The 25,329-nt window shown below is 52.4% G+C and carries 22 protein-coding genes; 6 read left to right on the forward strand and 16 right to left on the reverse strand.

The window, feature by feature from the left end:
* Positions 1 to 16: 16 nt before the first annotated feature.
* From glpQ to ACJJIF_RS18055, 14 genes are all read right to left on the reverse strand, one after another.
* On the reverse strand, positions 17 to 1,105 hold the full coding sequence (gene glpQ, locus ACJJIF_RS17990) for a glycerophosphodiester phosphodiesterase (RefSeq protein ID WP_444929659.1): 1,089 nt from the start codon (positions 1,103 to 1,105) through the stop codon (positions 17 to 19).
* Between the two features lie 246 nt (positions 1,106 to 1,351).
* A complete protein-coding gene (locus ACJJIF_RS17995; RefSeq protein WP_444929660.1) occupies positions 1,352 to 2,983 on the reverse strand; it encodes a long-chain fatty acid--CoA ligase in 1,632 nt (543 codons plus the stop codon).
* A gap of 92 nt (positions 2,984 to 3,075) precedes the next feature.
* Positions 3,076 to 4,536: a M48 family metalloprotease gene (locus ACJJIF_RS18000; protein ID WP_444929661.1), complete on the reverse strand. Its 1,461-nt coding sequence runs from the start codon at positions 4,534 to 4,536 to the stop codon at positions 3,076 to 3,078.
* A gap of 28 nt (positions 4,537 to 4,564) precedes the next feature.
* A complete protein-coding gene (locus ACJJIF_RS18005) occupies positions 4,565 to 5,227 on the reverse strand; it encodes a hypothetical protein (protein ID WP_444929662.1) in 663 nt (220 codons plus the stop codon).
* 12 nt (positions 5,228 to 5,239) lie between these two features.
* Complete coding sequence (locus ACJJIF_RS18010; protein ID WP_444929663.1) at positions 5,240 to 5,899, reverse strand: hypothetical protein; 660 nt, start codon at positions 5,897 to 5,899, stop codon at positions 5,240 to 5,242.
* A gap of 23 nt (positions 5,900 to 5,922) precedes the next feature.
* Positions 5,923 to 6,927, reverse strand: a complete 1,005-nt coding sequence (locus ACJJIF_RS18015) for a VWA domain-containing protein (RefSeq protein ID WP_444929664.1) — start codon at positions 6,925 to 6,927, stop codon at positions 5,923 to 5,925.
* A complete protein-coding gene (locus tag ACJJIF_RS18020) occupies positions 6,924 to 8,006 on the reverse strand; it encodes a VWA domain-containing protein (protein WP_444929665.1) in 1,083 nt (360 codons plus the stop codon). The genes ACJJIF_RS18015 and ACJJIF_RS18020 overlap by 4 nt, the downstream gene beginning before the upstream one ends.
* Positions 7,996 to 9,300 (reverse strand): ATP-binding cassette domain-containing protein, encoded by a 1,305-nt coding sequence (locus ACJJIF_RS18025; protein WP_444929666.1) that lies wholly within the window; start codon positions 9,298 to 9,300, stop codon positions 7,996 to 7,998. Before ACJJIF_RS18025 ends, ACJJIF_RS18020 begins: the two co-directional genes overlap by 11 nt.
* Positions 9,301 to 9,347: 47 nt before the next feature.
* On the reverse strand, positions 9,348 to 10,142 hold the full coding sequence (locus ACJJIF_RS18030; protein ID WP_282934287.1) for a MotA/TolQ/ExbB proton channel family protein: 795 nt from the start codon (positions 10,140 to 10,142) through the stop codon (positions 9,348 to 9,350).
* Between the two features lie 24 nt (positions 10,143 to 10,166).
* A complete protein-coding gene (locus ACJJIF_RS18035) occupies positions 10,167 to 10,376 on the reverse strand; it encodes a hypothetical protein (protein ID WP_444929667.1) in 210 nt (69 codons plus the stop codon).
* Positions 10,377 to 10,385: 9 nt separating this feature from the next.
* Entirely contained in the window at positions 10,386 to 12,476 is a 2,091-nt protein-coding gene (locus ACJJIF_RS18040; protein WP_444929668.1) for an SUMF1/EgtB/PvdO family nonheme iron enzyme, read from the reverse strand.
* Between the two features lie 275 nt (positions 12,477 to 12,751).
* Positions 12,752 to 14,308, reverse strand: coding sequence for a tetratricopeptide repeat protein (locus tag ACJJIF_RS18045; protein ID WP_444929669.1), 1,557 nt, complete (start codon positions 14,306 to 14,308; stop codon positions 12,752 to 12,754).
* Between the two features lie 104 nt (positions 14,309 to 14,412).
* The gene (locus ACJJIF_RS18050) at positions 14,413 to 15,633 is read right to left on the reverse strand and encodes a hypothetical protein (protein ID WP_444929670.1); all 1,221 of its coding nucleotides are present in this window, start codon (positions 15,631 to 15,633) and stop codon (positions 14,413 to 14,415) included.
* Positions 15,634 to 15,650: 17 nt separating this feature from the next.
* Positions 15,651 to 16,520, reverse strand: a complete 870-nt coding sequence (locus ACJJIF_RS18055; RefSeq protein WP_444929671.1) for a hypothetical protein — start codon at positions 16,518 to 16,520, stop codon at positions 15,651 to 15,653.
* A 55-nt stretch (positions 16,521 to 16,575) separates the two neighbouring features.
* Here ACJJIF_RS18055 and ACJJIF_RS18060 point away from each other — a divergent pair, with 55 nt between their 5' ends.
* Positions 16,576 to 16,881 carry a hypothetical protein gene (locus ACJJIF_RS18060; protein ID WP_444929672.1) on the forward strand — a complete coding sequence of 102 codons (306 nt, stop codon included), beginning with the start codon at positions 16,576 to 16,578 and terminating at the stop codon, positions 16,879 to 16,881.
* A 90-nt stretch (positions 16,882 to 16,971) separates the two neighbouring features.
* Here the strand turns inward: ACJJIF_RS18060 and ACJJIF_RS18065 are convergent, their stop codons facing one another.
* Positions 16,972 to 18,270, reverse strand: coding sequence for an energy transducer TonB (locus ACJJIF_RS18065; RefSeq protein ID WP_444932378.1), 1,299 nt, complete (start codon positions 18,268 to 18,270; stop codon positions 16,972 to 16,974).
* Positions 18,271 to 18,889: 619 nt separating this feature from the next.
* Between ACJJIF_RS18065 and ACJJIF_RS18070 the strand changes: the two genes are divergently transcribed.
* From ACJJIF_RS18070 to ACJJIF_RS18080, 3 genes are all read left to right on the forward strand, one after another.
* On the forward strand, positions 18,890 to 19,954 hold the full coding sequence (locus tag ACJJIF_RS18070) for a branched-chain amino acid aminotransferase (RefSeq protein ID WP_444929673.1): 1,065 nt from the start codon (positions 18,890 to 18,892) through the stop codon (positions 19,952 to 19,954).
* A gap of 352 nt (positions 19,955 to 20,306) precedes the next feature.
* A complete protein-coding gene (locus tag ACJJIF_RS18075) occupies positions 20,307 to 20,909 on the forward strand; it encodes a Yip1 family protein (RefSeq protein WP_444929674.1) in 603 nt (200 codons plus the stop codon).
* Between the two features lie 156 nt (positions 20,910 to 21,065).
* Positions 21,066 to 22,001: an alpha/beta hydrolase gene (locus ACJJIF_RS18080; protein ID WP_444929675.1), complete on the forward strand. Its 936-nt coding sequence runs from the start codon at positions 21,066 to 21,068 to the stop codon at positions 21,999 to 22,001.
* A gap of 50 nt (positions 22,002 to 22,051) precedes the next feature.
* Here ACJJIF_RS18080 and ACJJIF_RS18085 read toward each other — a convergent pair whose 3' ends face one another.
* Positions 22,052 to 22,570 carry a hypothetical protein gene (locus ACJJIF_RS18085; RefSeq protein WP_444929676.1) on the reverse strand — a complete coding sequence of 173 codons (519 nt, stop codon included), beginning with the start codon at positions 22,568 to 22,570 and terminating at the stop codon, positions 22,052 to 22,054.
* A gap of 216 nt (positions 22,571 to 22,786) precedes the next feature.
* Between ACJJIF_RS18085 and ACJJIF_RS18090 the strand changes: the two genes are divergently transcribed.
* Both ACJJIF_RS18090 and ACJJIF_RS18095 read left to right on the forward strand, forming a co-directional pair.
* On the forward strand, positions 22,787 to 24,082 hold the full coding sequence (locus tag ACJJIF_RS18090; RefSeq protein WP_444929677.1) for a parallel beta-helix domain-containing protein: 1,296 nt from the start codon (positions 22,787 to 22,789) through the stop codon (positions 24,080 to 24,082).
* Positions 24,072 to 25,235 (forward strand): SO2930 family diheme c-type cytochrome, encoded by a 1,164-nt coding sequence (locus tag ACJJIF_RS18095; RefSeq protein ID WP_444929678.1) that lies wholly within the window; start codon positions 24,072 to 24,074, stop codon positions 25,233 to 25,235. The genes ACJJIF_RS18090 and ACJJIF_RS18095 overlap by 11 nt, the downstream gene beginning before the upstream one ends.
* The last annotated feature ends 94 nt before the right edge of the window (positions 25,236 to 25,329 follow it).

The raw sequence follows: 25,329 nt of genomic DNA on the forward strand, positions 1-25,329 counted from the left end.
TCTCGCCTGCGGTTTATCAGCGGGGGCTGTGGGCACCACTGAGGTAGTTGATAGCTCTGTCCGGGTGATCGGTAAAGAGGCCGTCAAGCTCTAGCTGGTAGACGGCGAAATGCAGGAAGTGCTCGAAGGTGTCAAACTCTTCGGGCACTGCCCCCGTATCTGCGCGGAAGGTATAGGCGTGGACTTGCAGTTGTCGGCGGTGTGCGCGGCGCACGACATTATTGGCGCTGGGCTCGCCGTCTGTAACTTCCATCAGCATCGGATACCAGGGGCCAATACCGTCGGCATAGGTGGCGATTTTGCGCAGACCGCCCCGTTCCAGCATCCAGTCGTAATTGTACTTCTCAATCTCGCCATCAACTTCAATTAGCTTTTCCCCCCAGTCGGTAGCGGCGACTAATTGAACTAAGGATAAATCCATCCCCATGGCGGGCATTAATTCAAACTTGACGCGCTGCAATTCTTCCGCATCAAAACACTGGAAAAAAACTTTCTGCTCACGAGCGGTATAGCCGTATTTTTTCAATGTTTGCAGTGCGATTAAGGCAATATCTTTGCCTTCCCAGTGGTGGAAATAGGGTTTTTTAATTTCTGGGTAGATACCAATATTGTACCCCAGTGAGCGGTTAAGCCCTTGAATCAGTTCCAGCTCCTCCTCGAAAGTGGCAAGCTTGAAGTTCGACTGCCATATTGGAAATCTTTCCGGATATTTTGCCTCTAAGCCATCCTCTCCACTGATAAAGGGCTCCGACACCTGAAGCTGCTTCAGCTCGGCGAGGGTAAAATCAATGGTATAGAAGTGGCCGTCATCACGGGCGCGCAGTGGAAAAACCTCAGCGACGTTAGTCACGCTATCGAGGTAAATATCGTGCATTACGATCAGGTGGTCATCCTTGCTGAGCACCAGGTCTTGCTCGATATAGTCTGGGCGCATACCGTAAGCCAAAGCCTTGGATTCCAGGGTGTGCTCGGGTAAATAGGCGGAGGCGCCTCGATGAGCTACCACAAGAGTCTGTTTATTTTTATTATCAATATTGTCTGCGCAAGTTAGTGTTGCGGCTACAGATAGGCCGATCAACACGAGTGAGAGAAATTTTTTAAACATATGAAAATGACCCTTGAGTAAGTGTGGGGCACTTTCTAGCAGATAAATATGACAGGGATATATCAGCGAGTCGGGCAATGTTGCCCCCTGTGAACGCTTAATATTTTTCCGGGCGCCGAATAAATTTTTAGGGCCGAGCATAACTAAACCATATCGACTGGCCCAATAATTTGTATATAAAATTTGAATATTGCGCAGGAAATGGCTTGTCGACTGCATCCCTGCGCAAGGGTGGAATAGTAATTTCTAGACTAACGCCTCGTGGGGCCATAAATAGTCAGCGTAGCTTTCTCTAAGATCTTTTTTGCTGACTTTGCCGGTGGCTGTATGGGGAATGGTTTTGGCAATAACGCAATCATCGGGAATCCACCAGTTGGCAAAATGACCTCTAAAGGCTGCCAGTAGCTTCCCGGGGTTTACCACCTTGCCCTCGGCGGGAACAACAATAAGGAGCGGGCGCTCGCTCCACTTTTCGTGGGCTACACCAATCACGGCGGCCTCTGCGACGCCGGCCTGCGCCATGGCAAAGTTTTCCAGCTCAATGGAGGAAATCCACTCGCCGCCGGACTTGATCACATCCTTGGTACGGTCGGTGATTGTCAGGTAACCGTCGGCATCAATAGTGGCAACGTCGCCAGTATCAAACCAGCCATCCTCGGTAAGTGCTGACTCAGTGGCGCGGTAGTAGCGTTCGCACACCCAGGGGCCGCGCACTTGCAGGGCACCAAAGGCCAGGCCGTCCTGTGCCAGTGTATTGCCCTCGGGATCGACAATTCGCATCTCAACCCCAAATCCCGCCCGGCCCTGTTTGAGCCTGAGGGCTTGCGCTTCCTCTCTGGGGAGCTTGTCCGGAATGCGGGCATTGTAGCTTCCCAGTGGGCTCATCTCAGTCATACCCCAGGCGTGATGGGTGTAGACCCCGTGCTTTTGCTCGAACTCCTCCATAATGCTCCAGGGGCAGGCCGAGCCCCCAACCACTACCCGGTTTAGGCTGGCTAGGCTCTCGCCAGTTTCGCGCAGGTACTTGAGCAGGGCGAGCCAAACGGTGGGAACACCGGCTGCGATAGTGACAGATTCCTGCTGGATTAATTGGCTCAGTGTTTCCCCACAGCCCATTTTCGGACCGGGCAACACAAGTTTTGCCCCGACAGCCGCTGCGGCATAGGGAATCGACCAGGCGTTGACATGAAACATGGGAACAACAGGCAATATCGCCTCGTCTCTGCGGATCGCGAAGGCATCAGGCATCAGCACGCCGTAGGTATGCAGCATCAGTGCGCGGTGGGAATAGAGCACGCCTTTGGGGTTGCCGGTTGTACCGGAGGTATAACAGAGTGCTGCCGCACTTTCCTCCTCTAAGTCTGGCCAGTGAAATTCCGTGGGTTTTCCAGCAAGCAAGGTTTCATAACAGTAAATATTTGTGAGCGAGGTGTCGGGCATATGTGCTTTATCGGTCAGCACAACAATGCCTTCAACTGAACCCAGGCTCTCCGCCAGGGACTCAATCAGGGGGATAAATAGCGGATCAATAAACAGCCAGCGGTCTGCGGCGTGCTCAATAATGTAAGCGATTTGCTCGGCAAATAGTCGCGGGTTAATGGTGTGGCAAACAAGACCACTGCACGAGGTGGCGTAGTAGATTTCAAAGTGCCGGTGATCATTCCAGGCGAGAGTTGCAATCCGATCCCCGCTGTTGGCGCCAAGCTTTTGCAGTGCGTGTGCCAATTGTGAAGCCCGTGCAAAAGCTTGCCGGTAGCTGTAGCGGAACAGGGGGGCATCCTGGGTAACTGAGACAATCTCACTATCTGGTGAATTGCTCAGTGCGTGTTTCATAATGCCGGTGAGGATGAGCTGGGATTGCATCATCATGCCGTTCATCGCTTACTCCTTATTATTATCTTTTATTTGCAGATAGACACTAACCCTCCAGAGATTCCAGAGGGTGATAGCAAAAGGACAAGAGGTTAAAACTACTGAACGATCTTTATCCACTCCCCGGGCTTGGGCTCTCCGCGAGGATAATAACCATTTAACAGGCGTAATTGCTCCTCTGCATATTCGCCGATTTCCATATGCTTTGCCAAGGAGGCAAAGGTGGTTTTTTCATTGGCCTGGACGTAGCGCACCCTTTTGATATCGACTTCCACAATGTCTGATTGTCGCAGGGGCCTAAAGCTCCTGATGCTGGTTAAGAATAAATTGTCATATTTATCAATAAGTTCCTGCTCGGAGTCGTCATTACTGGTAATTTTTCCCTGTAGCACAAACTGTCGGCTGCCATAGAAGATAACTGCAATTCTGTCTGGATCTGCCGCGTCTTTTTCTTGGGTTGGAATCTTTCCGGTATGGCCCTCAAGCCGATATTGATTGAGTTTTTCCCCCTGCTCAAGATTGCGTAGGTCGAACTCTGAGCGCAGTGCCATATCGGCGGGCTGGTTGCCGTCGCGCTGGGCAACCGTGATGGTAATTTTTGCACTTTTATCCGCTGCCGAGCCGACAATGGCCGAGCGCTGGTTTTCCACCAGCCAGCCGTCGGGGAATAGAAGAGAGAAGCCCAGTCGCTTGTGGTTGTAGCGATTTTTGCTGGACTGCTGAGTGTTTTTTCCATAAACCAGGCCATCGGTTTTTTCCCGATAGTATTCGACTTTGATTTCTTTGCTCTCCTCGGGCAGCTGACCGGCAGCGTTCACCACTTCCTGTAGGCGCAGGTCATTTCTGGGGTGTGAGGCAAAAACACCGTGATAAGTTTGCGATTTCTTGCCCTCAATACGGGCCTGGCGCCGGGCAAAAGTCTCCTGATCTTTAAGCAGTCCAATCACATTGATCATGGCCTGTGGGTCATAACCGGCGTTGAACATATACTGGGCGCCGAAGCGGTCAGCTTCCAGTTCCATCTCGCGGCCGTAGCCCTTGACTGCGGCGGTGCTATATAGGTTTGCAACATCCCCAACCACGCCGCTGCCGGTCACTAACACTGATAGTACAGATACCGCGCTGGCCCCGGTCGCCGCTGTTTTCTGCCTCACCGCATGGCGGGCGGTGATATGAGCAATTTCATGGGCGAGTACGGCGGCCATCTCCGCTTCAGAGTGCAGGTAGGTCAGCAGGCCCCGGTTGATATAGATATAGCCGCCGGGGAGGGCGAAAGCGTTGATATCCTGGCTATCGATAATGGTGAAGTGATACTGAAGATCGGGCCTGTCACTGGCGGCGGCAACTTTTTGACCGACATGATTGACATAGGCCGTGAGAACCGGGTCTCTATAAACTGGAGTGCTTTCGATCAGCTTTTCGTGCATCTCCTTGCCAATAGAGATCTCCTTCTCCTCTGACATTAAAACCAAATCGGGTTTGTTTGTGGCGGGATTGAAGGCACATCCGGCACAAAATAGCAGGAGGATACTGACAAAAATCCGCTCGACAAGTTTCATAAAGCCTGGCCTCTCAAAGTCTTATTATTTATGAACTGGGGGTTCCCGACGGGGTTAAAAATTGTTGTAGCTGCAGTGCCATTCCTTTACAGGCATTATTTTGCACCCTGGCAATCAGTGGAATTGGAACGACAATGGCAGGCATATAGGAGGTACCCTTGGCATCTGCACTGAGTTTTCCGGAGAGTTCGCGGTCTCTGAAGTCCCATACTGCCGCCTCGTAGTCCGATTCCTTGTCCCAGGTGCCAAAGCCAAAGCAGCCTGCGCCGCCGGTACTGATGGTGCAGCTGATAGAACCCGCACTGGCGGTGGTCTCGGTCGAGCCATCGATCCAGACGATATATTTCACTCCATAGGCCTCCATGCGCTCACGGACACTGTCATTTTCCATCAGCCGGTCGAGGGAGCGAACATGCATGGGCGCTGTCCTGGGTTCGAACCAGGGATACATAAGGTCGACAAAGTCTTTTTCAGGGATGATAGTGACACCCCGCTCAGGGTTGTGCAGTTCCCGGCCAACGCACGAGACTAAATCGGGCTCTGTTTCATAGTCGCTGGAGTGGCGCCGGCCGAGAATAACGACGGAATCCCCCTCGGCGAGTTCTCCATCGGAGCGCCGGTACTCATCAATTACAACCGTGGTGCAACCGCTAATAAAGATTAGCGCGACAACTAACAGTGACTTGAACACGATTTACGCCTCCTATTCAGTCCTATTCGCTTCCATCTTGAGTTCTCGCAGTGAGAGCGAGCGGTGTTTGCGCGAGAGAAAAGCCTGTAGTTCAGGCACCTTGCCAAAACCGGTGTAGAGATTGGCTCCGGCATCGCGCAGGGCGATATTAATCGCCTGTGTTAGAGCCTGCTCTTGTGACTGTAAAAATGCAGAAGGCGTTTTGCCGTAGGCGGTGATCACCCAGCTGGCAACCTGGCCACCGCTGGGATCAAATGCGGTCATGTTATATTTAATCCACACTTCAAAAATATTGACCCGTGTTTCCCGGGGCATGGTGAACTGTAGTTCGCGCACCTCGGGAACGATCACCAGTTCGATATGTTCTGGAACATCCTGTGGATAACTGGGGAGGGATATGGCGTCGGTAAACATGGACCCCAAAACCGTTTCAAAGAGATTTTTTTGTGCCGGCCCCGTGCTGATATTCCACTCCTCCCGATCTTCGCTGTCCTCGGTATAAGTAAAGGTTTTAAAATCTTCACTGAGGTAAAAACCCACCGTTAAAGGGAGTTGATCGCCGATGGGGGCGGGATAATTTCCATCCACCTGCACGGTATGACTGCAAGCGGCGAGGAGGCTTGCCAGAATTAGCAGCTTGAGATGTCGAAAGGGAGTCATCCTATACTTCATATGTTCCTCCATAAATCAATCAGCTAGCGAAAATCATTTAGACCGACAAAAGTACCGCCATTTCGGTAGGTGAGTTCGCGCATCAGTGCGGCAAAGCGCAACCCTGTGGTTTGCAGGTGTGGAGGGCGTGAAAATTGTACTGGGAACCCCACTGCGTGGATTCTAATATTTCGCTTTCCCTCACCGTGTTTGGCATTCACCCGCTCGACTGCCAACATGACTCTGCGAATCGACTTGCCGGTAAATTCATCGCCGAGTACATAAATACTTATTTTTTTATTGGGGTCATAAAAGCTGCGAACTGCTTTTTGGATGCCCTCGACGGGGCTTGAATTGCTAAAGGGATTCCAGGATTTTAGCCGCTTAAGTATTGCCTGGCGGCGCCCGGGGGTATCCGGTATCCACTTATTGCGATAATTGAAGAACATATAGTCCCCCATGTCGTTCATAACCTGGATACCTTTGACATTGGGGTACAGGTCCAGGGTGTTGACCATCTCCGCCATCATGCGGTCCCAGCCGTAATTGAACATACTGCCGGAGGTATCGATAATAAATAGGATGTATTCGCTGTCGACAGGGATGCCGCCGATCACATTATTTTTGCGCTGGTAGTTCTCCCCCAGCAGGCGCCGCATTTCATCGGTGATGCTTTGCAGGGCAACGGTCAGCTCGCCTTTGAGTTTACCCTCTTCACTTTGTCCCTCGGTTTTACTGGCAAACTCCGCTTGCAGAGCCTCCAATTCACCGCGCAGATTGGCAATTCTCTGGCGCTCGATATCAATCTGTTCCCGCTTGGCGTTGAGATCCCGGTTGATCACTATGGTCTCCCCGCGAATTTCAGCCACCTGTTGCTGCAACTCCAGCACCTGCCCCTCGAGGTCCACTTCGGCCTCTTCCAGCACAATCGGCTCTGCGGTTTTGGCAATCATCAGCAGCAGGACGATTGCGCCAAATCCACAGCAGATAACATCCAAAAAGGAGATGCTGAACTCTTCCTGCCGGCGTTTTCTCTGTGCTCCGATCATGGCCAGTCCCTCGATGGTGCGAGAAAAGAGCCGCGGGTTTGCATCGCCAGTTTCCAAAACTCACTGGCGGCAAACGGGTCTCCCTCCATGGGGGCCAAGATGACATTGATGGGGATATTCTTCGGCAACACTTTGATCGCGCGCTTGAATAGGCTGCGCCTGTCCCTGGCTGAAATTGTGGGTTTTCTCGGCGCATCCATTCCCTGAGTGGGCAACCCATCGGTGATAAGAATAATATTGTCAGGCAGTGGTTTCATAGCGTGAACAGCGTTAAAGACTCTCTCCAGACTGGTGCCATTTTCCGGCACTATGTCATCCAGTTCCTTGATCGCCTGGTCCAGTTGGTCGCGGTCATCCACATTGAGCCAGCGGTCTTCTGTGCCGGCGATTGCGGCACGAAAAGAGGTATTAAAAGTATAGATCTGGTATTGGCTGTCCCTGGGAAACTGTGCGGTGAGCCAGGAAACGGTACTGACGGCCCGGCGCCATTTTTCCGTCTTGCGTTTGACCGGGGAGGACATATTGCGGGCGCGGATTATTTTAATCAGCTCATCGCCGAGCATAGATGCGGATGAATCCAGTAATATCAGGATGCGGTTGCCGCCCAGGCGCAAGCCGGTGAGGTACTGGCGATCGCCATCACCGACAAATTTGCGGACATTGTTGCCCAGTTTGTTATTTTCCTCCTCCAGTTTCTTTTTGGCCTGTTCCAGCTTTTTGAGCTTATCCTGGAGCCTCTTGATATCCTCTTCTTCATCAACGCTGTCGATCTCGGCGATATTGCCCTTGGTTTCCTTGATCTGCGCCAAAATACGCCGTGCAAGCCCCTGGGCTTCAACTAATTCATCGCTGACGGTATCCAGGGTATTTCTGGCCTGGACCAGGTGCTCCTGCCCCAGTAGCACTTCCTCCTCGAGAAAGTTGACCTCGGCACTGAGGTCCTCGGTCTCTACTTCAATCTGGTGATCGGAGCCGTGTTTGATAATGAGAAAAATAAGCGCTACGGCGCCAAAACCACAGGACATGATGTCGAGAAATGAAAGGCTGAAAGTGGAAAAACGACGCTTCTTACGCCCCATATCGCTCCACGCTGATTGCAGTTATCACATCCTGATAATCTGCAACTCCAATTGTATCGCCGGCGCTGAGATTAACCGGTGACTCAATCTCTTTGCCATTGAGTGTGAGCTGAATGCCGGCATCTACCCGCAAGGCGAGCCTGCCCGCGTGATTGGTGACAGTGGCGGCGGGGTGGTCCGGTGGTGTTGGGGTGATCTGGAATTGCTCATCGTGCCAAAAGACAAATAGCGGTTCCTGCGCGGCGAGGGCCTTGTGGCCGAACAGTAAGTGGGTGGCGACGGTAGCGGAGGACTTTTCTACCTGTACCTTGACTTCACTCGGGGGCAGGGCCGTGACCGCATTAACGAGCTTCAGCGCGCCACTATCACTGCGCAACTCTTGCCACTGGCGGTTGATTGCCTGTGCAATGGCATCTCTGGAGAGCAAATGTACCCGCTGGGCCAGCTGAATGCCCCCGGGAATGTCGGCCCAGCGGTGGGAGATAAAACTGATCGTATTGCTCTCCTGCATATTTTCGATCATTGCCCGAATACGGGACAGCAGGGGGGTGGTGGCATCTTGAAGCTGGCGCAAGCTGATCTTTGCCGTTCGATCATCGAGTTCGGCTAAAACCTCTCCCTGGCGCATGGCGCGATCGGTCCACTGGGGCATTAAATCGTAGAGCTGTTGCTCTGACTCGGCGGAGTGCAGCGGGTCAAAGCGGCATTGCATAATAAATGCATCGGTAAATACCCGGGCCCAGGATTCCTGGAAGTTGTGCAAGCCGGTATCGGCAACCGTCTCCACCGCCCTCACCGTAGCTTGCTCACCGACAGCAATTTTTGTCACCAGAGTCTGGTGCAGCTGTAGGTCGATATGTAGTTGGTTACCGGCGGGGGCTAAATTCCCCAGGCAAGCGGTTGCCGCATCGACAATGCCGACGATATTGATACTGCTGACTTTGATAACCCCCAAAAGCAACGCCAATTGTTCGCGGGTAAAATTGCCGGGAACGGCGAGAATGAGTTCATCGGGGAGGTCACAGTGTTCGGCGATTTCCTGGAGGTGACAGTAGACCAGATCGGCGTGGTGGCGACAGCGCTGGTTCTCAGACTTCAGGGACTCCAGGCTCAGGCGCCTCCAGAACTGGTTGTTAACCTGGGTCGGATGATTGCGGGCGCGCATTTGGGCAGAGGTGCCAATATGAATTTTATTGGGTTCAATAACGGCGATGCCGGGACTTTCCAGCACCTCATTGGTAGCGGAAAATACGCGCAGTCCGCAGTCGTTTATTTCCAGGACGCCTTGCCCCATGGGTTTTTTCCTCGCGACGACTTAGTCGATAAATTCTCTGGAGACTGCTAACTGATCTTTAGAAAACGCAACAGGCGGTTGTCACAGTAGCTTTGTGTATCCAACACCAGGCGCTCCTGCATGAGTTGCAACTGGTGGGTGAAAAACATAATGACGATACTGATGACCAGGGCAATAAAAGTGGAATTAAAGGCTACGCCCAAACTCACCGTCACCCCGGCTATATCCCCTTCTACCGCTCGATGTGCCTGGGATAGCGCCTCGCCGATACCGCGTACCGTGCCAATAAAACCGATAGAGGGGATGGCCCAAGTAATATAGCGGACCATTGCCAGTTCAGAATCCAGCCTGTCCCCCTCAGTTTCACAGACCTCTTTAACTGAGTTGGAAACGGCGGCCACATTTTTAGTGGAGCCGAATCGCTGTAGAGCCGTAAGCAGTGCCCTGGGCACTAAATATCGTCGCTCTTCCTCCGGCAGTGCCTGAATGGGGCGGGATAGATCGCGGGTGTCTTCCGGCAGTATCGGTGTGCCTTCGCTGATATTGAGTAGCGCTTTATCCAGCAATTTGCGCTCGCGAATACTTCTCTGCGCTTTCAGTCCCATAATCGCCATGGCCCACAGCATCAGAACAAAACAGGCCTCCTGCTCGTAATCGCGCATCACAATATAAATAGAGCGCTGTTGCACATAGGTTTCGCCGGCGGCCTCCCGCGCTAGCTGCTCCTCGATCAGCGCATCCGCGTTGGGGCGGATAATTGCCACATAAATGGCGTGGACCAGAATAATAGACCCCAGCAGAGCGAAGACTTGGAAGACAAAATCCGATGATTTAAATTTCATGGCGATACTCTTGAGAAGCGCTCTCTATATATCCACAGGGAAGGAAACTGATAAGTCCTCAGAAATTTCTTCGGAGGCCTTATAGTCATCTGAATTACTTTTACGCGGGGTTTTTGCCGCCTCTTTGTGTGGGGTGATTGCAGCGGTTTGCTGCGTCTCGCCGCTCTGCTCTTTCTCTTGTGCAGATACGGGATTGACCCAAACAAGGAAGAAACTCAGCCATAAAAATTTCATCGTAGTCACCTAGTTCACCCAGCGGGCCAGTCGAAAGCCGATATCATTGCGAGCGGATTCACCGTAATCCCGGTAGGACAGCCGCAGTTCGGTGAGCCCCGAGTGGCGCCAACTGGAGCCGCGAATAACATGGAAATCTCCATCCTGTGGGCCCAGCGGATTCTCTTCGACGCGGCTGGATAGGCCCGTTCCTATTGTGTATAGATCGTGAATCCACTCGGAGACATTGCCACCCAAGTCATAGAGACCCAGTGTATTGGGTGTGTAGCTGGCAACGGGTGCGGTGGCGGCGTAGCGATCGCTATAGGTGCGCAGGACAGCGGCGATGAGTTTTGTCGCCGTGGTATCGGCGTAATTTCCCGAATTGCTGGCGATGGGCAGCTCATCACCCCAGGGGAATTTTTTCATACTGCCCTGGTCGTAGCGGGCCGCCCAGGCCCACTCGGCTTCAGTGGGCAGGCGGTAGCCATTGGCTGCGCCATCAAAGCCAATAACGCGCCCGGCCTCGGTCAGGTAGACCGGTGTAAGACCATCCTTTTCACTGAGCCAGTTGCAGAAGAGTACCGCCTCTGCCCAACTGATATTTACTACGGGCAGATTGTCATTGTCCAGGCTGACACCACTGACATGACTGGAACTGTGCAAGTGCTTAAAGCGCCGGTATTCCCGATTGGTGACCTCGGTTGTCCCTATATAAAAAGGCCGGTTGAGAGCTACTTGACGCAGAACCTCATTTGCCCGTCGGCCCTGTTCGCGACGGGATGAGCCCATGGTAAATACGGCGTTGGGGCGCATCAGTTTCATGGTGCCACCGGCCGCGTGGCGAAGCGTTGTGGGAATATTTTTCCAGCGGGCCTGCTCGGAAGTCAGCAGTACCGCCCTGACAGTTTGCTCCAGTTTGTTGCTGGGAATGACCCGGGTATCAAAGGCTTGATAGCCCTGTTTGCGCACGACAATATTGTGGCTGCGAGTGGGCAGGTTAAAGGTTTGCCCGCTGCGCCCGGCGTAGCTGCCGTCGATATAGACCTCTGCATCCGATGGCACACTGGTGACATACACCTTGCCGTAAACGGCGTTGAGGTTGATGTTCAGATCGCGCTGGGTGCCGGCGCTGAGGTCGATGGTGTGTTCAACAGAGGCATAGCCATCTTTAAAGAAGCGGAGCTTATGCCGGTGGCCGGAAGCCAGTTCAAGTTCCAGAGGCGTGTGCCCGCGAAACTCCCCATTGACGGTAACTCCAGCTCCCTGCGGTGTGGTGACGACACGTAAAACCCCGTCGGCAGGTCCCAGACTGACCGTGGCCAGGGTTTGATCGACACCGGCTGTCACCGCGATGGGGATATCGACAGTTTTATGTTCCGGCAGGGAGATGGAAACGGTTCTATCGCCCTGTATCAATTCTGTGGTGAGGGGGGTTTTGCCGAGAATCTTTCCCGCAGAAGTGACTGTGGCTCCCGAGGGGATGCTACTGATGGTGATATTGGCCCAGGCCGGTCGCAGTGTCGCCTCCAGGGCGTGGGTCTTATCGAGTCCTTCAATGTTGATTTCACGGGTGAGCGGCAGGTGCCGATCCGAGAGGATGGTTACGCGCACCGGGCCGGCCTTGATAGCTTCCACCAGACCGTTTTTATTGGGGACTTCCCGGCCATCAAGCAATATTTTCACCGGCACGGTAGGGCTTGTCGCTACCTGTAGATGGCCGGGGAGTTTTTCCAGCGAAATAGAGTGGCGGCTGTGCCCCTCACTTTTTACCTCGACCTCGCCACTGTGGGGTAAATAGCCCTCGGCACTGATGGTAAAGCGATAGTGGCCGGGCAGTAGTAAGTGCCCATCGCCGAGGGGGATGGCGAGCCCGCTGACCTGAATACGGGCGTCAATTGGGTTGGTATCAAAGATTAATGAGCGAGCCAGAATAAGATAAGTGAGTGCAAAAATAGTGAGTAAAAGGCAAGCGGCGACAATGATCGCCCGCTTGGAAAAGAAGAGGCGGGCGCGGGTCGACTTTATTTGTACAGGGGTAAAGCCAATCGGCTCAATTGGGCTTTGCGCTTGGATTGGCGGCTTTTCATCCTGGACAGGTGCGACTTCCTTCACTGTCATTTATGTTTCCCTATTGCTAGTACTTATAGATTTTTCGCAATGGCATTGGTTCTGGCACTTTTAGCTTTTGCGCGTTAGCGGCCAGAGCAAAGGCGGGTACACAATTTCCTCATTGCAGAAAGCTTAGCTTGCTGGCGCAATCTACCTGGGGATTTAGCGGATGTTTGTCACAGAACACCTCGTTTCGCTCAGCTCAACGAGGTGTCTGCTGTCATCCGCAGATCATAGCGAAAATCTTATTTTTAGAGTTTGAGCTGCGGTTCGGGTTCTCCCATTTAAGTATTATTGGCGCTATTTATTTTTTCTGCACATTGGATAAAAACTTCTGTGGTGGGTTTGCCCGGTTTGACAATAAATTCCTGGCGCACATCCCGATAACCCTCTCGCGTACCTATGGCGATATATCGCCCGGGCTTCAGTGCAATTTCCCGCTGATCAAAATGACCCAATTTCCCCACATGATATATGGTGACGCTGGTACTTCGATCCGATGTGAATTTAACTGGCAGTGGAATAAGCGCTTGGGTGAGGGCGTTTTCCAGATCTTCAATTTGCTGTTGCAATCTGGGGGCCTGGGTGTTGAGCTTGCGGGCGTCTGTCAGTACTTGGCGGGCAAAATAATTTCTCTGGCCTTCGCCAAGGGTCAGGGGGTCTTGGATTAACGCCTGTAGTTGATCGTCCAGTTTGGCTCTGGCTGCTGCTCTCGCCTTGCCGGTTATCGCCGCCACCAGGGTGGAATCTTTTTTGACAAGATCCGAATAGCTCTTGAGGGCGCTGTGCCAGTTCTCCTTGGTCTCTTGGCTACGCGCTTGCTGGAGGAGGTTTTCTATTTTTACTTTATTGGCTTCATTGCGCGCTTGGGTCAGGCCAATATCCGGGGCTTTGGCTGTGGGTTTTAAATTCTTTGCCCGGCGAAAATAAATTTTTGCAGATTCAAACTGTCCCCCGGCAATGGCACTGTAACCCGATGACATGGCAGTTTGATAATTCCTTTCAGTAATTGCACTTTCAACCTTGGTCAATAAATCCTGAGCTGCAGTTGTCTCCGAATCGACGGCGAGGGATTTTTTGAGCTGTTCGCGGGCAAAATCCAATTCGGCTTGCGCAAACGCTTTTGTTCCCTGAGTAAAGTGCCACCAGGAGAGCGGCAGTTTGTCTGCCCGCTCAAGGCCTTTTAGACCTCTGGGGTGATTGTCTGAGATGGTCAATACCAGCCGGAAGGCATCACTGGCAGAGTCTCTATCCCCCTGGCTCAGGGCTCGATTGCCCTCCTCGATATGGCGCTCTATGCGCGCGGGAATGCTATCTCTCAAGTGCTCTAGCGCTTGCAGTGATTCCCGGTATTTTTCCAGAGCGGCGATAAAATTACGCTTTCGATAGATTCCATCGGCCTGAAATGCCAGACTCTCGGCAGCGCTGAACTCTGCAACAGCCCACAGCTCTACTTTTCTATCCTTGAGCTCTTCTTTAATTTCCAGGATTTCTTGGAGAACGTTTTGCACTTCCCGGCGCTGCTGCATGATCTCTGCATCGGTATAGGGGGATACCTGGGGCGGCTCCTCAGCAGGGGCGCTACTCGGCGCAGTCGAGACCACCTTGTCGGCGGAGCGCTTGGGGGCTTCTACGATCTGGGGAAGTCCCCAAAATACCCCCACCAAGGCACTTAACATGATCACAGCAAGAAAGGCCGGCCAGTAGGATTTGCGCTCATCCCGCTGAACTGAGCTGGCGTTGGCTTTATTTGCAGATTTAGAGCCTTCCTCTCCGCCGAAAGTAAATTCTGCGGGCTCTATATGAACTGTATCTTCCTTGGAATTATTGCAGTGCTGCATAGTAATTCCGCCGTGTTATTCAATGATTCCAGTGAAGCGTTTTGGGTTTATGTCAGAACTAATCACAGTGATTAGGGGATTTGGGTCGCTACCTCTAGGGTAATTTAAATACTATTGCTGAGGGCACCGGTCTCGGTTTCATAGAGTTCTTTCAAAATCTCGCGCCACTGCCGGTACTGATTCTCAACGGTGCCTGTTAGAGTGATTGTGCGGTCCTCCAATTCAACAATTTGGGGCTCTACCTCTGCCTCCATGGAGTCCCCCAACTCCTGTAAGGCTTCCAGGTGCATTTTCGCATCTGACTTTCGGTCAAATGCACTCTTAATAAGATAGCCTCCGCCACCTATACCAACCTGGCCTGCGGCCCTAGCGCTTCCCGAACCGGCGCCGGCTGCGGCAATACCCCCGATAATGGCGGCGGCCCCCATAATGGAGTGGTTGCGCGCTTTGCGTTGTAACTCGCGCATTTCCCGCACTTCTTCATAGCTGCGAGCGCGCCACTCCTGGTAGGGCACCTCCATACTTTTGGCGAAAGTGCCGTAGTACTCCTGTAGGGTGTCGACAAACAGGTAATCCCTCTCCCGTATTTTTCTCACCCTCTGCAACATGGGGTCATTTTCAGCGGGCAGGGCGCTGAGAAAATAAACCCCTTCGCTACTTTGAGTTAAGTAGCGGTTAAATGCTTGCGGGGAAAAATCCCGCGCAAAACGCATTTCAGAAATAGTGCGCAGCTCGGCAATCTGTCGATTTGAGAGCTGTTGTCGATAACTCAACATATCGTTGGCGATACGGTTGTAGATCCCCTGAAAGGCATCCCCCTCTGTCGGGTGTTTGCGGTCGTAGGCGTAGTGGGAAGCGTTTTCTGAATACTGTTTGGTAAACCACAACTGCCCACGGGAATCGAATACGCTGATTTCCACCGTGAGCTTTTCCCCGTCAGATTGCAGGATTCGCCCGGATACGGTGACATCGATATTGGTGCGCTCCGATGGGATTACCCTGACGGCGCCCCAGCCCAGACTGGATTGCAGCGAATCTGCCAGGGTGACAGCCATATAGCGGGATTCAGCCTGGCGGAGCTCTGGAAAAATAAGCTCATCTTCATCGGCTTGGGCTGTGTCGAGTCCGGGATCGAATTGGATGATCCCGACGTCCAGCAGTCTCTCTTCCGGGACACTGTTATCTTCGAGAGTCAGGGGGGTAAATGCAGTGGTTCTGACTTCCGTCGAGGTACAGCCGTTGAGGACAACAAGGGTTAGAAAAAATGCGATGCCTCTCAATATCAACTGATCCGTTAGAGCGCGAGCGCTTTGGTTGGTCAACATATTGGCGTTCTCCAAGGCTACTGCGTTGCACTTTTATACTTGCGGTACTCTTCCCAAAGCTTCTCGCGCAATTCGGGATCGGTCTCGCGCGTAGCGGCCTCGCGAATCTGTCGGGCTACGACGTCATCATCGGTGCCGCTGGGTATATCGGCGGGGACAACCACTTGAGAGCTGCTGTGGTCAAAATCCCCTTTGCGGCCAGAGGCGGGCAGGCCGGGACCGGTAATCTGGCCGCTGGAATTATTATTTTGCGGCCCGTTGCCGGATGCCGGTTCGGCGCCGGGTGGCGCTGGAATTTCGGCTTCTGCGGATTGAATCAGGTCTTCCAGGGATTCTCCCGCAGGGGGAGCTTCGTCCATGGCCTCCTCTTCAGCGGCGGCACCAGCGGCCCCGGGTCTGTTGCGGACAAAGTCCCGCTCCCGCAAAATCATGCCGTCATAGCTGACCATGGTGGATTCAAATTGGCCCTCTAATTCGGCAACACGCTCTGCTGAGGAGGCGGGGGCTTCGTTGGGGGCGCTGCCGGAGCGGGGCGATCCACCGCCGGGTTGTCCCGGGGCCGAGCTGCTGGCGGGAGCGCCGCCAGCTGCGGTACTACTGCTGGAGGCTGAACTGCTGGAAGAGGCACTGGCAGCGGATGAGGAGGATTGCTCCTCCTCGGAGAAATCAATCTCTTCGGGAGGCGTGCCATCTTCACCAGATGAGGGGTCCGAGGGCGCTTCCCGGTTCTGTTGGTTTTGTTCGGGGTCGGTATAGATGGGGGATGAGGGCTCACTGGCGCCGTTGGTCTCTGGCACTTGATCACCCGGCGAACTCTGATCCCTCGACTCTGCGCCACTGGCCCCACTACTGGAGGACTGGCTCTGCCCTGAGCGCGCGCTTGGCATATTTGCACTGGGCTGGCTGGAGGAGCTACTGCTGGGCTGGCCACCGCTCGAGGCCGTGGACTGGCTCGAGGACTGCGATGCAGAACTCGAGGATGAGCTCGATGACGAACTTGACGATGACGAGCTTGACGATGGCGGTGATGGCATCGCCTGTGGCTGCGACTGGGTTTGCTGGCTCTTGCATCCACCGGTTAAGAGCGCCGCCAAAGCAATCGGTAACAGGGCTTTTGACAAACAGCTGTGGCGGTGGATATTTTCTACCGCTGCTCGAGGTGTCATCTCTTTCTCTCCTAGACTGTTTGCCGGTGTGGCCGGGTTTCTGTGGGAATTTTGCAACCCGGCGGGCCTTTTTCCGGCATGAGCAAATGCCTGATATGGAACCTTAAAAATAGTTGTTATTTGAATCTTTGTGTAGGTTCCACAGCGAGCTTGTATCTGCTGTGATAGTTTCTCAGTCGAAGATAAAGCGCTGTACAATTCCGCGAGTTTCCACCGCCTCACCCTCTTCAAAGCGCGGCCTGAATTTGGCGCGTTTTAGAATGCTTCTGACTTTTGTGCGGATTTTTACTTTGTCGGAGGGATAGGCCCTGAGTATTTGTATATTTCTGACTTTGCCAAAAGCGGTGACATCATATGAGACGGTGACGCGGGAATTGGCCAGAGCTTTGCTGTCGGATTCCAGCACCGGGAGTGCGGGCAGAGCCACTGGTTTTCCAAAGATGTCCTCTATCTCATCGTTAGAGGCGCCGTTATCCCAAAGTGCTTTATAGGCTTCGCCATAGGTTTGGCGGGCAGAATGCCATTTGTTAAACATCATATACCAGTCGCCGAGTTCAACTTTGGCCTTTGCTGAGGCCGCCGGTGGGGACTGGGGGTTGCGCTGGTACACATCGACGATGCGGGTAATGGCTTTTTTGCCCGAGTGAAAACTTTTCATCCGGTAGTGATCCAACTTGCTCTGCTGCTGTGAGCTGTGGCTGCTACCACCGCCGAAATTGGCGTTGATCATAACCGGTGTGCTGGGTTCGCCTTTGTAGGTGGCGAGATAATAATTGGTGGCTTTTAATCCGCGCAAGGCGTCCACAAGGCGCAAGTCAGCGGAACCAAAATTCTTGGTGATAATGTCCACCGCCAAACTGTAGAGTTTGGTGGCACTGATAAGGTGTTCGAATAAAGTGTCCCCTTTTTCCTCCACATAGGCGCGTAGATGCCAGCGGCTCAAACTGTTAATAACCGGCAGCATGCGGGGGTCTTTTTCCCCATAATTTCTCTGGTACAGCCAGTAGAGGTACTGCTGATTATCGTTGGCTTCCTCCCATTGGTTGAGCGCTATTTGGCTTTCGATTAAGCGCTTGATCATGGGAATTTGATTGAGAGAATAGAGCCCCTCATTTACTCGGTTAATGAGCATGGCGCGACGAAATTCACTGATGGCCTGTTCGTGCGCACCAGCTTTTTGCAAAGCGGTCGCCAGCCCCAACAGCTGCTCGTCAATACCGGCGCCATAGGCGCCGTGTTGGGCCTCGAGTTCTTCGATGCGCTCACGGTAATTCTCTGCCGCTTCAGAGGGGCGCAGCTGTCGCGGGGTTTTCTTTAAGGGTTTGGAGGCGGCTTCAATAAAGGCCTGGGGGGGAGCGTTGGATTGGTCTGCCAAAGGTGTGGCATCTTCGGCAAAAGCGCCGTTACACAGCAGAGCTGTGGCTGTAAACATCAAGCCGATAGCAAAGGAATTGCTGGTATCTGTCTGCATCACGATTGAACCACTTCCGTTTCATATTTGGCTTTACCCAAAATCAAACAGCTGTGGCGGGGCCGGCACCTGTCAGCTTCTGGGTCTCATTTCCGCTCGCCCACTGCACCAGTGAATACGGCGGAACTTCTCTCCTGAATGTGGTTCTCTCGCCCCCGGGGGCATTGAGGGGATCGCCTCAAGCTCACAGTGACGGCGCGACTGGATGCTTATGGGTGCGTGCCTGGCCGCGTATTAGTCAGTATAGCTAGCGCTATGTGCGAATAAGGAAACGACGGCGGAAACTTCAGCACCTAATGCTCGTTGCGCCAGCATGCCTGTGACCACTCTTTTGGTTTAGCAGGTGGGAGTGGAAAGTAGGCTCGGCGCTCAGCAAGGAGATGCCAAAAATTTATCGACTAGGTTTGATGGGGCGACCTGGCGGGAACTTGCGGCAGTTATCCGGTCGATGGGCGTGTCATCTTGAGAGGGAATCTGTGAGAGAATCTAGATTCTTATCCTAACAAATACGCTGAACCAGGGTGTAGATTACTGCTCCAGCATTATCAAGGGTTGATCTATTTGGATTGCAGCGTAACAAGCGCCATAATCAGCGGATTCGAATTCAGAGGAGAGTTCAGTGAGTATCTATATCGATCCAGAGATCGCGGTCAGCCTCCGGGGTTATGAAGTGCCCGAAAAGCTGGGCTTTGGAACCGCCATGGCACCAGTAATGTTCCGCGCCATATGGCAGGATGGTTGCTGGAGCAGTGGGGAGTTGATTCCCTATGCGCCTCTGACTGTCGACCCTGCGGCTAAGGTGCTTCACTACGCCCAGACGTGTTTTGAGGGCCTGAAGGCCTATCGCACGGCCGAGGGGGGAGCGGCACTATTTCGACCGGAAATGAATGCCGCGCGTATGGCCTATTCTGCCAAGCGCCTGTGTATGCCCCCGGTGCCGGAATCCCTGTTTCTGGACGGTGTGCGTATTGTCACTGCTTACTGTGCCGGTTTGATCCCCAACAACAGTGGCGAATCCCTCTACCTGCGCCCCTTCTTAATGGGCACCCAGGCGGATCTGGCGGTTTCGGCCAGTAATGCCTATGAGTTTTATGTTATCGCCAGCCCTTCTGAAGCCTACCACTCCGGTAATATGCGCTTGTGGGTTGAGCGCGAAGATGCCAGGGCCGCAGTGGGGGGCACCGGGGATGCCAAAGTGGGGGGAAATTATGCCAGCTCTCTACTTAGCATCGGCCGCCTGAAAGAGCGTGGTTATGACCAGTCGCTCTGGTTGAGTCCCTCAAACCGGCAGAGTATCGATGAACTCTCCGGTATGAACTTTTTTGCGGTGATCGACGGTACCTTATATACCCCGGGGTTGAATGGCTCAATTCTCGAAGGCATTACCCGCTACTCTCTGATTCAGCTTGCAGAGAGCCTGGGTTACAAGGTGGTCGAGCGCGCTATCCCTATCGATGAGCTGTTGCAGCAAATAGCCTGTGGGGACTGTAGTGAGGCGTTTGCCTGCGGTACCGCTGCAATAATCAGCCCGATCAGTACGATTGGCGATGGCGACAAGGAGTACGCACTCGCCCATGCGCCCGGTCCTGTTGCTGAGCGTTTGCGCCAAGCGCTGCTGGATATTCAAGAGGGGCGCAGTGAGGATACTTACGGCTGGATGCACGGGGTTGAACCCGTCGCTTAAGTTGTGAAGTTTCTCCCCGGGCAGTCTCTGCGATTGCCCGGGTCTAAACGCTGTTTTTCCCGCCGCAAATTTTATTTTATCCCCTTCTTTATATCTTCCCGGGTTCTTTTGTAGCAGTGCTCCGCTGCCGCCTGTTTCCAAGTGAAACGCCGGTGTAAATATTCCCGCCAATTTAATTGTATTTGTTGACTTGAGCGACCTTAACACCTACAAGTGAGGGGGTTAAATAAAAAATAAATTGGAGCTTGAGAGTGGCCTTATTGCGGTACACCTCATTTTGACCAGCAGTTCCAAGATCAAATTGAGCTAACAGGTCTCGCTTACAGTTCCTCGCACAGTTGAGGATACCGAGATGTTGACCCATATGTTTGGCCTTATGCTGCAACCACGTAAACAGTGGCAGCTTATTGGCAATCTCTCCGAGCGCAGTCTGCGCAGACAGGTCCCCTATGTCATTGTTTTGGCGCTGCTGCCAGCCGCTGCCTGGTATTTTGGTACGACACAGGTTGGCTGGACGATTGGCAGCGGCGACCCGGTGAGAATTACCGGGCAAAGTGCCCTGGAGTTGGTGGCCGTATTTTATTGCACAATGGTTTTGAGCGTGACTGCTATCGGCTATTTTATTCACTGGATGGCAAAAACTTACGGTGCCGAAACTCATCCGATTAAAGGTGTTGTTGTAGCGGGCTTTACCGCCACGCCTATCTTTATCGTGGGGGTTGCGGGAATTTACCCCTTGTTGTGGTTGGATATACTGCTTGCAACCCTTGCGGTTGCCTATGCGGTCTACCTGCTTTATTTGGGAATTCCCATTGTGATGGGGGTTTCTGAGGAGCGTGGCTTCCTTTTTGCCAGTGCAATTATTACGGTGTCACTCGTCATGGCCGTCATTGTGATGGTTGCTACAGTGCTATTCTGGAGCTATGTATCCGCACCGGTCTTTTATTCCTCCTAAATAGCGGGGCTTGTAGTGGCTGCTAGAAAAATGCCGCTTCAGCCCAGGTAATTAGCCGGATGTTGCGGTGGGATACCCTCTGTCAAAGTCGAGCCCATAAAGAGCGCCTCTCTTTATGGGCTCGGCAAAGCCCCCATCATCCTGGCTGTAACAACCATGCGTAAAGTGAATGATCGCCTCTGCGGATTTCTCGATGAATACAACCGCTCGATGAAGGAGCTTTACTCAAAGGGTTTTGAGTTCAATCCCATCAATGTGCGCGAATCAACGGAAAAAATACTCGCCAAGTATGTAACGGATATTCCGCAAGTGGCGTCTGTGCACGACGGCATGGTGTATAGCAGTGGTTACGATGTGCCGGTGAGAGTTTTTGTCCCCTATCCCGATGAGGTATTACCGGTTCTGGTCTATTTTCATGGCGGTGGCCATGTCGTTGGCAATGTTTATTCCTTTGATCCTATCTGCCGGAAAATAGCCCGTGAGACCCGCCATATTGTTGTCGCCCCCGAATACCGCCTGGCCCCTGAAAACCGCTATCCCAGTGCGGTAACCGATTGCTATGCAACGATCATTGGTGTTTGGAAGACACTGGATCGACTGGGGCTATATTATCAGCCGAGTTTATCGGTGGCGGGAGATTCCGCCGGCGGGGCATTGGCCGCCACCATGTCTCATTTGGCGCAATTTGATTACAGTGTAAATATCAAAAAACAAATTTTGATTTACCCGGTTCTCGATTACACCATGCACTTAAGGTCCCATGAAGAGAATGCGGTGGGCTATTTTCTTGAGGCGCGAAAATCGACTTGGTATTTGGGGCAGTATTTTACCGAGGCGCAGTGCAGAAAAACCGCGTCTCCTCTATTTATGGATTTTACGGCGGCGCTGCCTGAAACTTTGGTATTTACTGTGGAGTTTTGTCCGCACCGGGATACCGGGGGGATTTACTATCGCAAAGTGGAAGAGGTTGGGGTGAGGTCGGAAAATATTCACTTTGACGATATGATTCATCCATTCCTTATTTTTGAAGACCTGGTGAAGAAGGAGTGTGCGCAGGTGTATTCCAGTATGAATCGTTTTTTAAGTGGTTAGAACGCTTTTGAAGAATTCCTTAATAGCGTGGTGGGCCTTCCAGCGGCCCGCTAGCTATCACTATTTTTTTCTGTGACTGAGTATTGGTAGGATAGGGTATAGCCGTTATCAAACTCTAATATCTCCTCCGAGTTTTTCGCTCTGTCGATGACCACTTCTGCGATCGAGGTTATGGTTTGCTTGGGCTCAGCATCGATGCAGTGTATGCTGATGGCATTGATGATCGAATCGGTGTTGATCACCCGGTGCTCAATAACCTGGATCGTCAGCTGCTTATCGTCCTGATAGAGTTTAAAACCCGGCCCCTCAATTAATGACACCTCGTACTTTGTCGCTCCCCAAGCGCCTTTACACTTTATCGCCTGAAATTTATTCGATGCCATCTTGATATAAATAGGCTGGTTTTTTGGCGGCAGTGCACGGTTACTGAGAACTTGTTCACTATAAAGATTTGAACCATTGCGTGCAGAAATCTGTATGGCTATGGTTTCTGCGGCAGTGGTGGGGATATGCAGCGCATATATCAGGAAATACAACAGGTAATACTTTTTAATTAAAGCAATGTCCATTTTATTTCATTAGATTATTGATATTGCCCGTCGGCGCCAGTCAAATTGCCCATAAGAGCAATCTGCTGTAATCATAGTAGTGCCTTGAAGCTGGGATGTTGGTTGGATAGTATCAAAATGTGTTTTTAGTCCGGTTTTTGCCTCAAAACTGGCACAGAAGTACCATTTTAAGGTTGGGTAGCTTTATTAACAATAAATCATATAAAAGGTATAGCTATGAAGGTTTTAGCTTATATAGGGGTGTTTCTGTTTGTTGGCGTTTTTCTGGGTTGTGCCGAGCGGTCTGAATCGGGGGTGGAAAATGGCCTGAGTGGTGTGGATTTCCAGAAGCAACTGCTGAAAAAGATGATATCTGCGCAGGCCGGGGATGTTATCGATATTCCCGCAGGAAAATTTCCCATTAACCGCAGCTTGTCCCTGAATGTCGATGGGGTAACGCTGCGCGGGGCGGGGATGGATAAAACGATTCTCTCCTTTAAGGGACAAATTCAGGGGGCTGAAGGGATCTTGGTGAATGCCAGTGATTTCACTATTGAGAATTTGGCGATTGAAGATACGCTGGGGGACGCCTTAAAAGTTAACGAGGGCGAGAACATCGTGATCAGGGATGTGCGGGTCGAGTGGACCAACGGCCCGTCCACCCGCAATGGTGCCTACGGTATTTATCCGGTGCAGACTAAAAACACCTTGATTGATGGCGTTGTGGCTATTGGCGCCTCAGATGCCGGTATTTATGTCGGACAATCGCAGAATGTTATTGTGCGCAATAGTCGTGCGGAATTTAATGTGGCGGGTATCGAGGTGGAAAATACCATCGCTGCGGATGTGTACAATAATGTTGCGGTCAATAATACGGGGGGAATACTTGTTTTTAATATGCCCAACCTTCCACAGCCGGGGCATAGCACTCGTATCTATCACAATACGATAAAGAATAACAATACGGCTAATTTTGCCCACAAAGGTACGGCGGTTGCCGCCGTGCCCGCAGGTTCGGGAGTGGTTGTCAATTCAAATGACCGTGTGGAAATTTTTAAAAATAACATCGCCGACAACAATACCGCCAATATTTTAATTAGCAGTTATTTTACCGCTGGCTATTATAGTGATAAATCTACACAGGTAGATTTTGATCCCTATCCCGAGGGAATTTACATCTATGCCAATAATTTTTCCGGTGGTGGCACTGCGCCGGATCACTTCCAGTTGAAGACTTTGAAGCTGGCCCGGTTTGGCGTATCGGGGGCTCTACCGGACATTCTTTGGGATGGCGCTGTCGACCCGGAAAAATTGCTTGACGGTCATCTGGCGGATGAATTGAAACTGTGTATTGATAATGGTTCGGCCGGTATTCTCAATGTCGATGCGCTCAATAACTATAAGAATATCAGTACAGATATAGCACCCCATCGCTGTCACTTGAGTAAGCTCGCCAAGGTGGTTTTGGAGTTCGACACCGAACGGGCGTCTGATACCCATTTAGCGGTATTAGAGGCTGCCAATGAAGAGTAGTGCACAGTGGTGGCAAACTCCGCGAGTTTTAACCACACTGGGCCTTGTATTGCTGCTCGGCCTGTCCGGGTGTGACCTGTTGCGCAGTGATGCGCATTTATTCCCCGCAGAGAGTATTCCTGAGCAACTAAGCGCGTGGAAGTTGTTGAAACTGGAAAAGGACACGCTCTTTCCCACAGCAAGGGCAGTGCCCTACGATTTGAATACCGGCTTATTTACTGACTACGCACATAAATTCAGAACAGTTTGGCTACCTGAGGGAAGCGCTGCTCTTTATGGGGTGGAGCAATTTGATTACCCTGTGGGCACTATTCTAACGAAGACCTTTTACTACCCGCAGGATAGCAGCGGTGCGCTGCAACGCACCGGTGACTTCTCCGGGGACTATGTCGAGGGGCGTTTCGGTGAGGTTCTCGATCTAAAACGCGTTCGCCTGGTAGAAACCCGTCTTTTAATCCGCAGACAAGACAATTGGCAGGCGCTGCCCTATGTGTGGAACGATGCGCAGACGGAGGCAACCCTTGAGATTGCTGGCGATGTGCAGCGTTTCAAATTGGTCAGCGGGGATGGGCGCAGCGAAGAGCTGACCTATGTGGTGCCCGATGCCAACCAGTGTGCGGGTTGCCATGCGGAAAAGTTTACCCAGAGAGTGATCTCTCCGCTGGGGCCCAAGGCGCGCCATCTGAATAGGGATTACCCCTATCCCGGTGGGGCAGAAAATCAGCTGCTATTTTGGCAAAAAATAGGATTTTTACGCGGTGTGCCAGCACTGGAGCGCCTGCCGCGAAATGCCAGTATCGATGATTTAACGGTGCCGCTGGAGGATCGCGCCAGAGCGTATTTGGATATTAACTGCGGCCACTGCCACAATCCCAACGGACCGGCAGATACTTCCGGGTTGATGCTACATCGCGGGGAGAGCGACTGGCGCAAGCTGGGACTGTGCAAGCCGCCGATCGCCGCAGGTACGGGTAGTGGCGGGCACTTATTCGCCATAGTACCGGGAGAGCCTGAAAACTCGATCCTGAACTTTCGTGTAGCATCCACCGCACCGGGAGCGATGATGCCGGAATTGGGGAGAAGTCTTGTACACAAGGAGGGTGTGGAACTGCTGAGGCAGTGGGTGAGCTCTCTATCGGGGAGCTGTATTTAATTAAGCACTGGGAAAATAAAGCGGTGTTTGCCGGGAGGAGAAGTTGGGTATGGAGGGGACAACTCCATACCCGTTTCCTGGAGACGGAAAATTC

It is taken from the genome of Microbulbifer regidiadema (SeqCode) (genome assembly GCF_052467605.1).

Bases quoted from the DNA above. Each gene is read 5' to 3' on its own strand.
- glpQ (WP_444929659.1), bottom strand. From the start codon at position 1,105: ATGTTTAAAAAATTTCTCTCACTCGTGTTGATCGGCCTATCTGTAGCC.
- ACJJIF_RS17995 (WP_444929660.1), bottom strand. From the start codon at position 2,983: ATGAACGGCATGATGATGCAATCCCAGCTCATCCTCACCGGCATTATG.
- ACJJIF_RS18000 (WP_444929661.1), bottom strand. From the start codon at position 4,536: ATGAAACTTGTCGAGCGGATTTTTGTCAGTATCCTCCTGCTATTTTGT.
- ACJJIF_RS18010 (WP_444929663.1), bottom strand. From the start codon at position 5,899: ATGAAGTATAGGATGACTCCCTTTCGACATCTCAAGCTGCTAATTCTG.
- ACJJIF_RS18015 (WP_444929664.1), bottom strand. From the start codon at position 6,927: ATGATCGGAGCACAGAGAAAACGCCGGCAGGAAGAGTTCAGCATCTCC.
- ACJJIF_RS18020 (WP_444929665.1), bottom strand. From the start codon at position 8,006: ATGGGGCGTAAGAAGCGTCGTTTTTCCACTTTCAGCCTTTCATTTCTC.
- ACJJIF_RS18025 (WP_444929666.1), bottom strand. From the start codon at position 9,300: ATGGGGCAAGGCGTCCTGGAAATAAACGACTGCGGACTGCGCGTATTT.
- ACJJIF_RS18030 (WP_282934287.1), bottom strand. From the start codon at position 10,142: ATGAAATTTAAATCATCGGATTTTGTCTTCCAAGTCTTCGCTCTGCTG.
- ACJJIF_RS18035 (WP_444929667.1), bottom strand. From the start codon at position 10,376: ATGAAATTTTTATGGCTGAGTTTCTTCCTTGTTTGGGTCAATCCCGTA.
- ACJJIF_RS18040 (WP_444929668.1), bottom strand. From the start codon at position 12,476: ATGACAGTGAAGGAAGTCGCACCTGTCCAGGATGAAAAGCCGCCAATC.
- ACJJIF_RS18045 (WP_444929669.1), bottom strand. From the start codon at position 14,308: ATGCAGCACTGCAATAATTCCAAGGAAGATACAGTTCATATAGAGCCC.
- ACJJIF_RS18050 (WP_444929670.1), bottom strand. From the start codon at position 15,633: ATGTTGACCAACCAAAGCGCTCGCGCTCTAACGGATCAGTTGATATTG.
- ACJJIF_RS18055 (WP_444929671.1), bottom strand. From the start codon at position 16,520: ATGCCAAGCGCGCGCTCAGGGCAGAGCCAGTCCTCCAGTAGTGGGGCC.
- ACJJIF_RS18065 (WP_444932378.1), bottom strand. From the start codon at position 18,270: ATGCAGACAGATACCAGCAATTCCTTTGCTATCGGCTTGATGTTTACA.
- ACJJIF_RS18075 (WP_444929674.1), top strand. From the start codon at position 20,307: ATGTTGACCCATATGTTTGGCCTTATGCTGCAACCACGTAAACAGTGG.
- ACJJIF_RS18080 (WP_444929675.1), top strand. From the start codon at position 21,066: ATGCGTAAAGTGAATGATCGCCTCTGCGGATTTCTCGATGAATACAAC.
- ACJJIF_RS18085 (WP_444929676.1), bottom strand. From the start codon at position 22,570: ATGGACATTGCTTTAATTAAAAAGTATTACCTGTTGTATTTCCTGATA.
- ACJJIF_RS18090 (WP_444929677.1), top strand. From the start codon at position 22,787: ATGAAGGTTTTAGCTTATATAGGGGTGTTTCTGTTTGTTGGCGTTTTT.
- ACJJIF_RS18095 (WP_444929678.1), top strand. From the start codon at position 24,072: ATGAAGAGTAGTGCACAGTGGTGGCAAACTCCGCGAGTTTTAACCACA.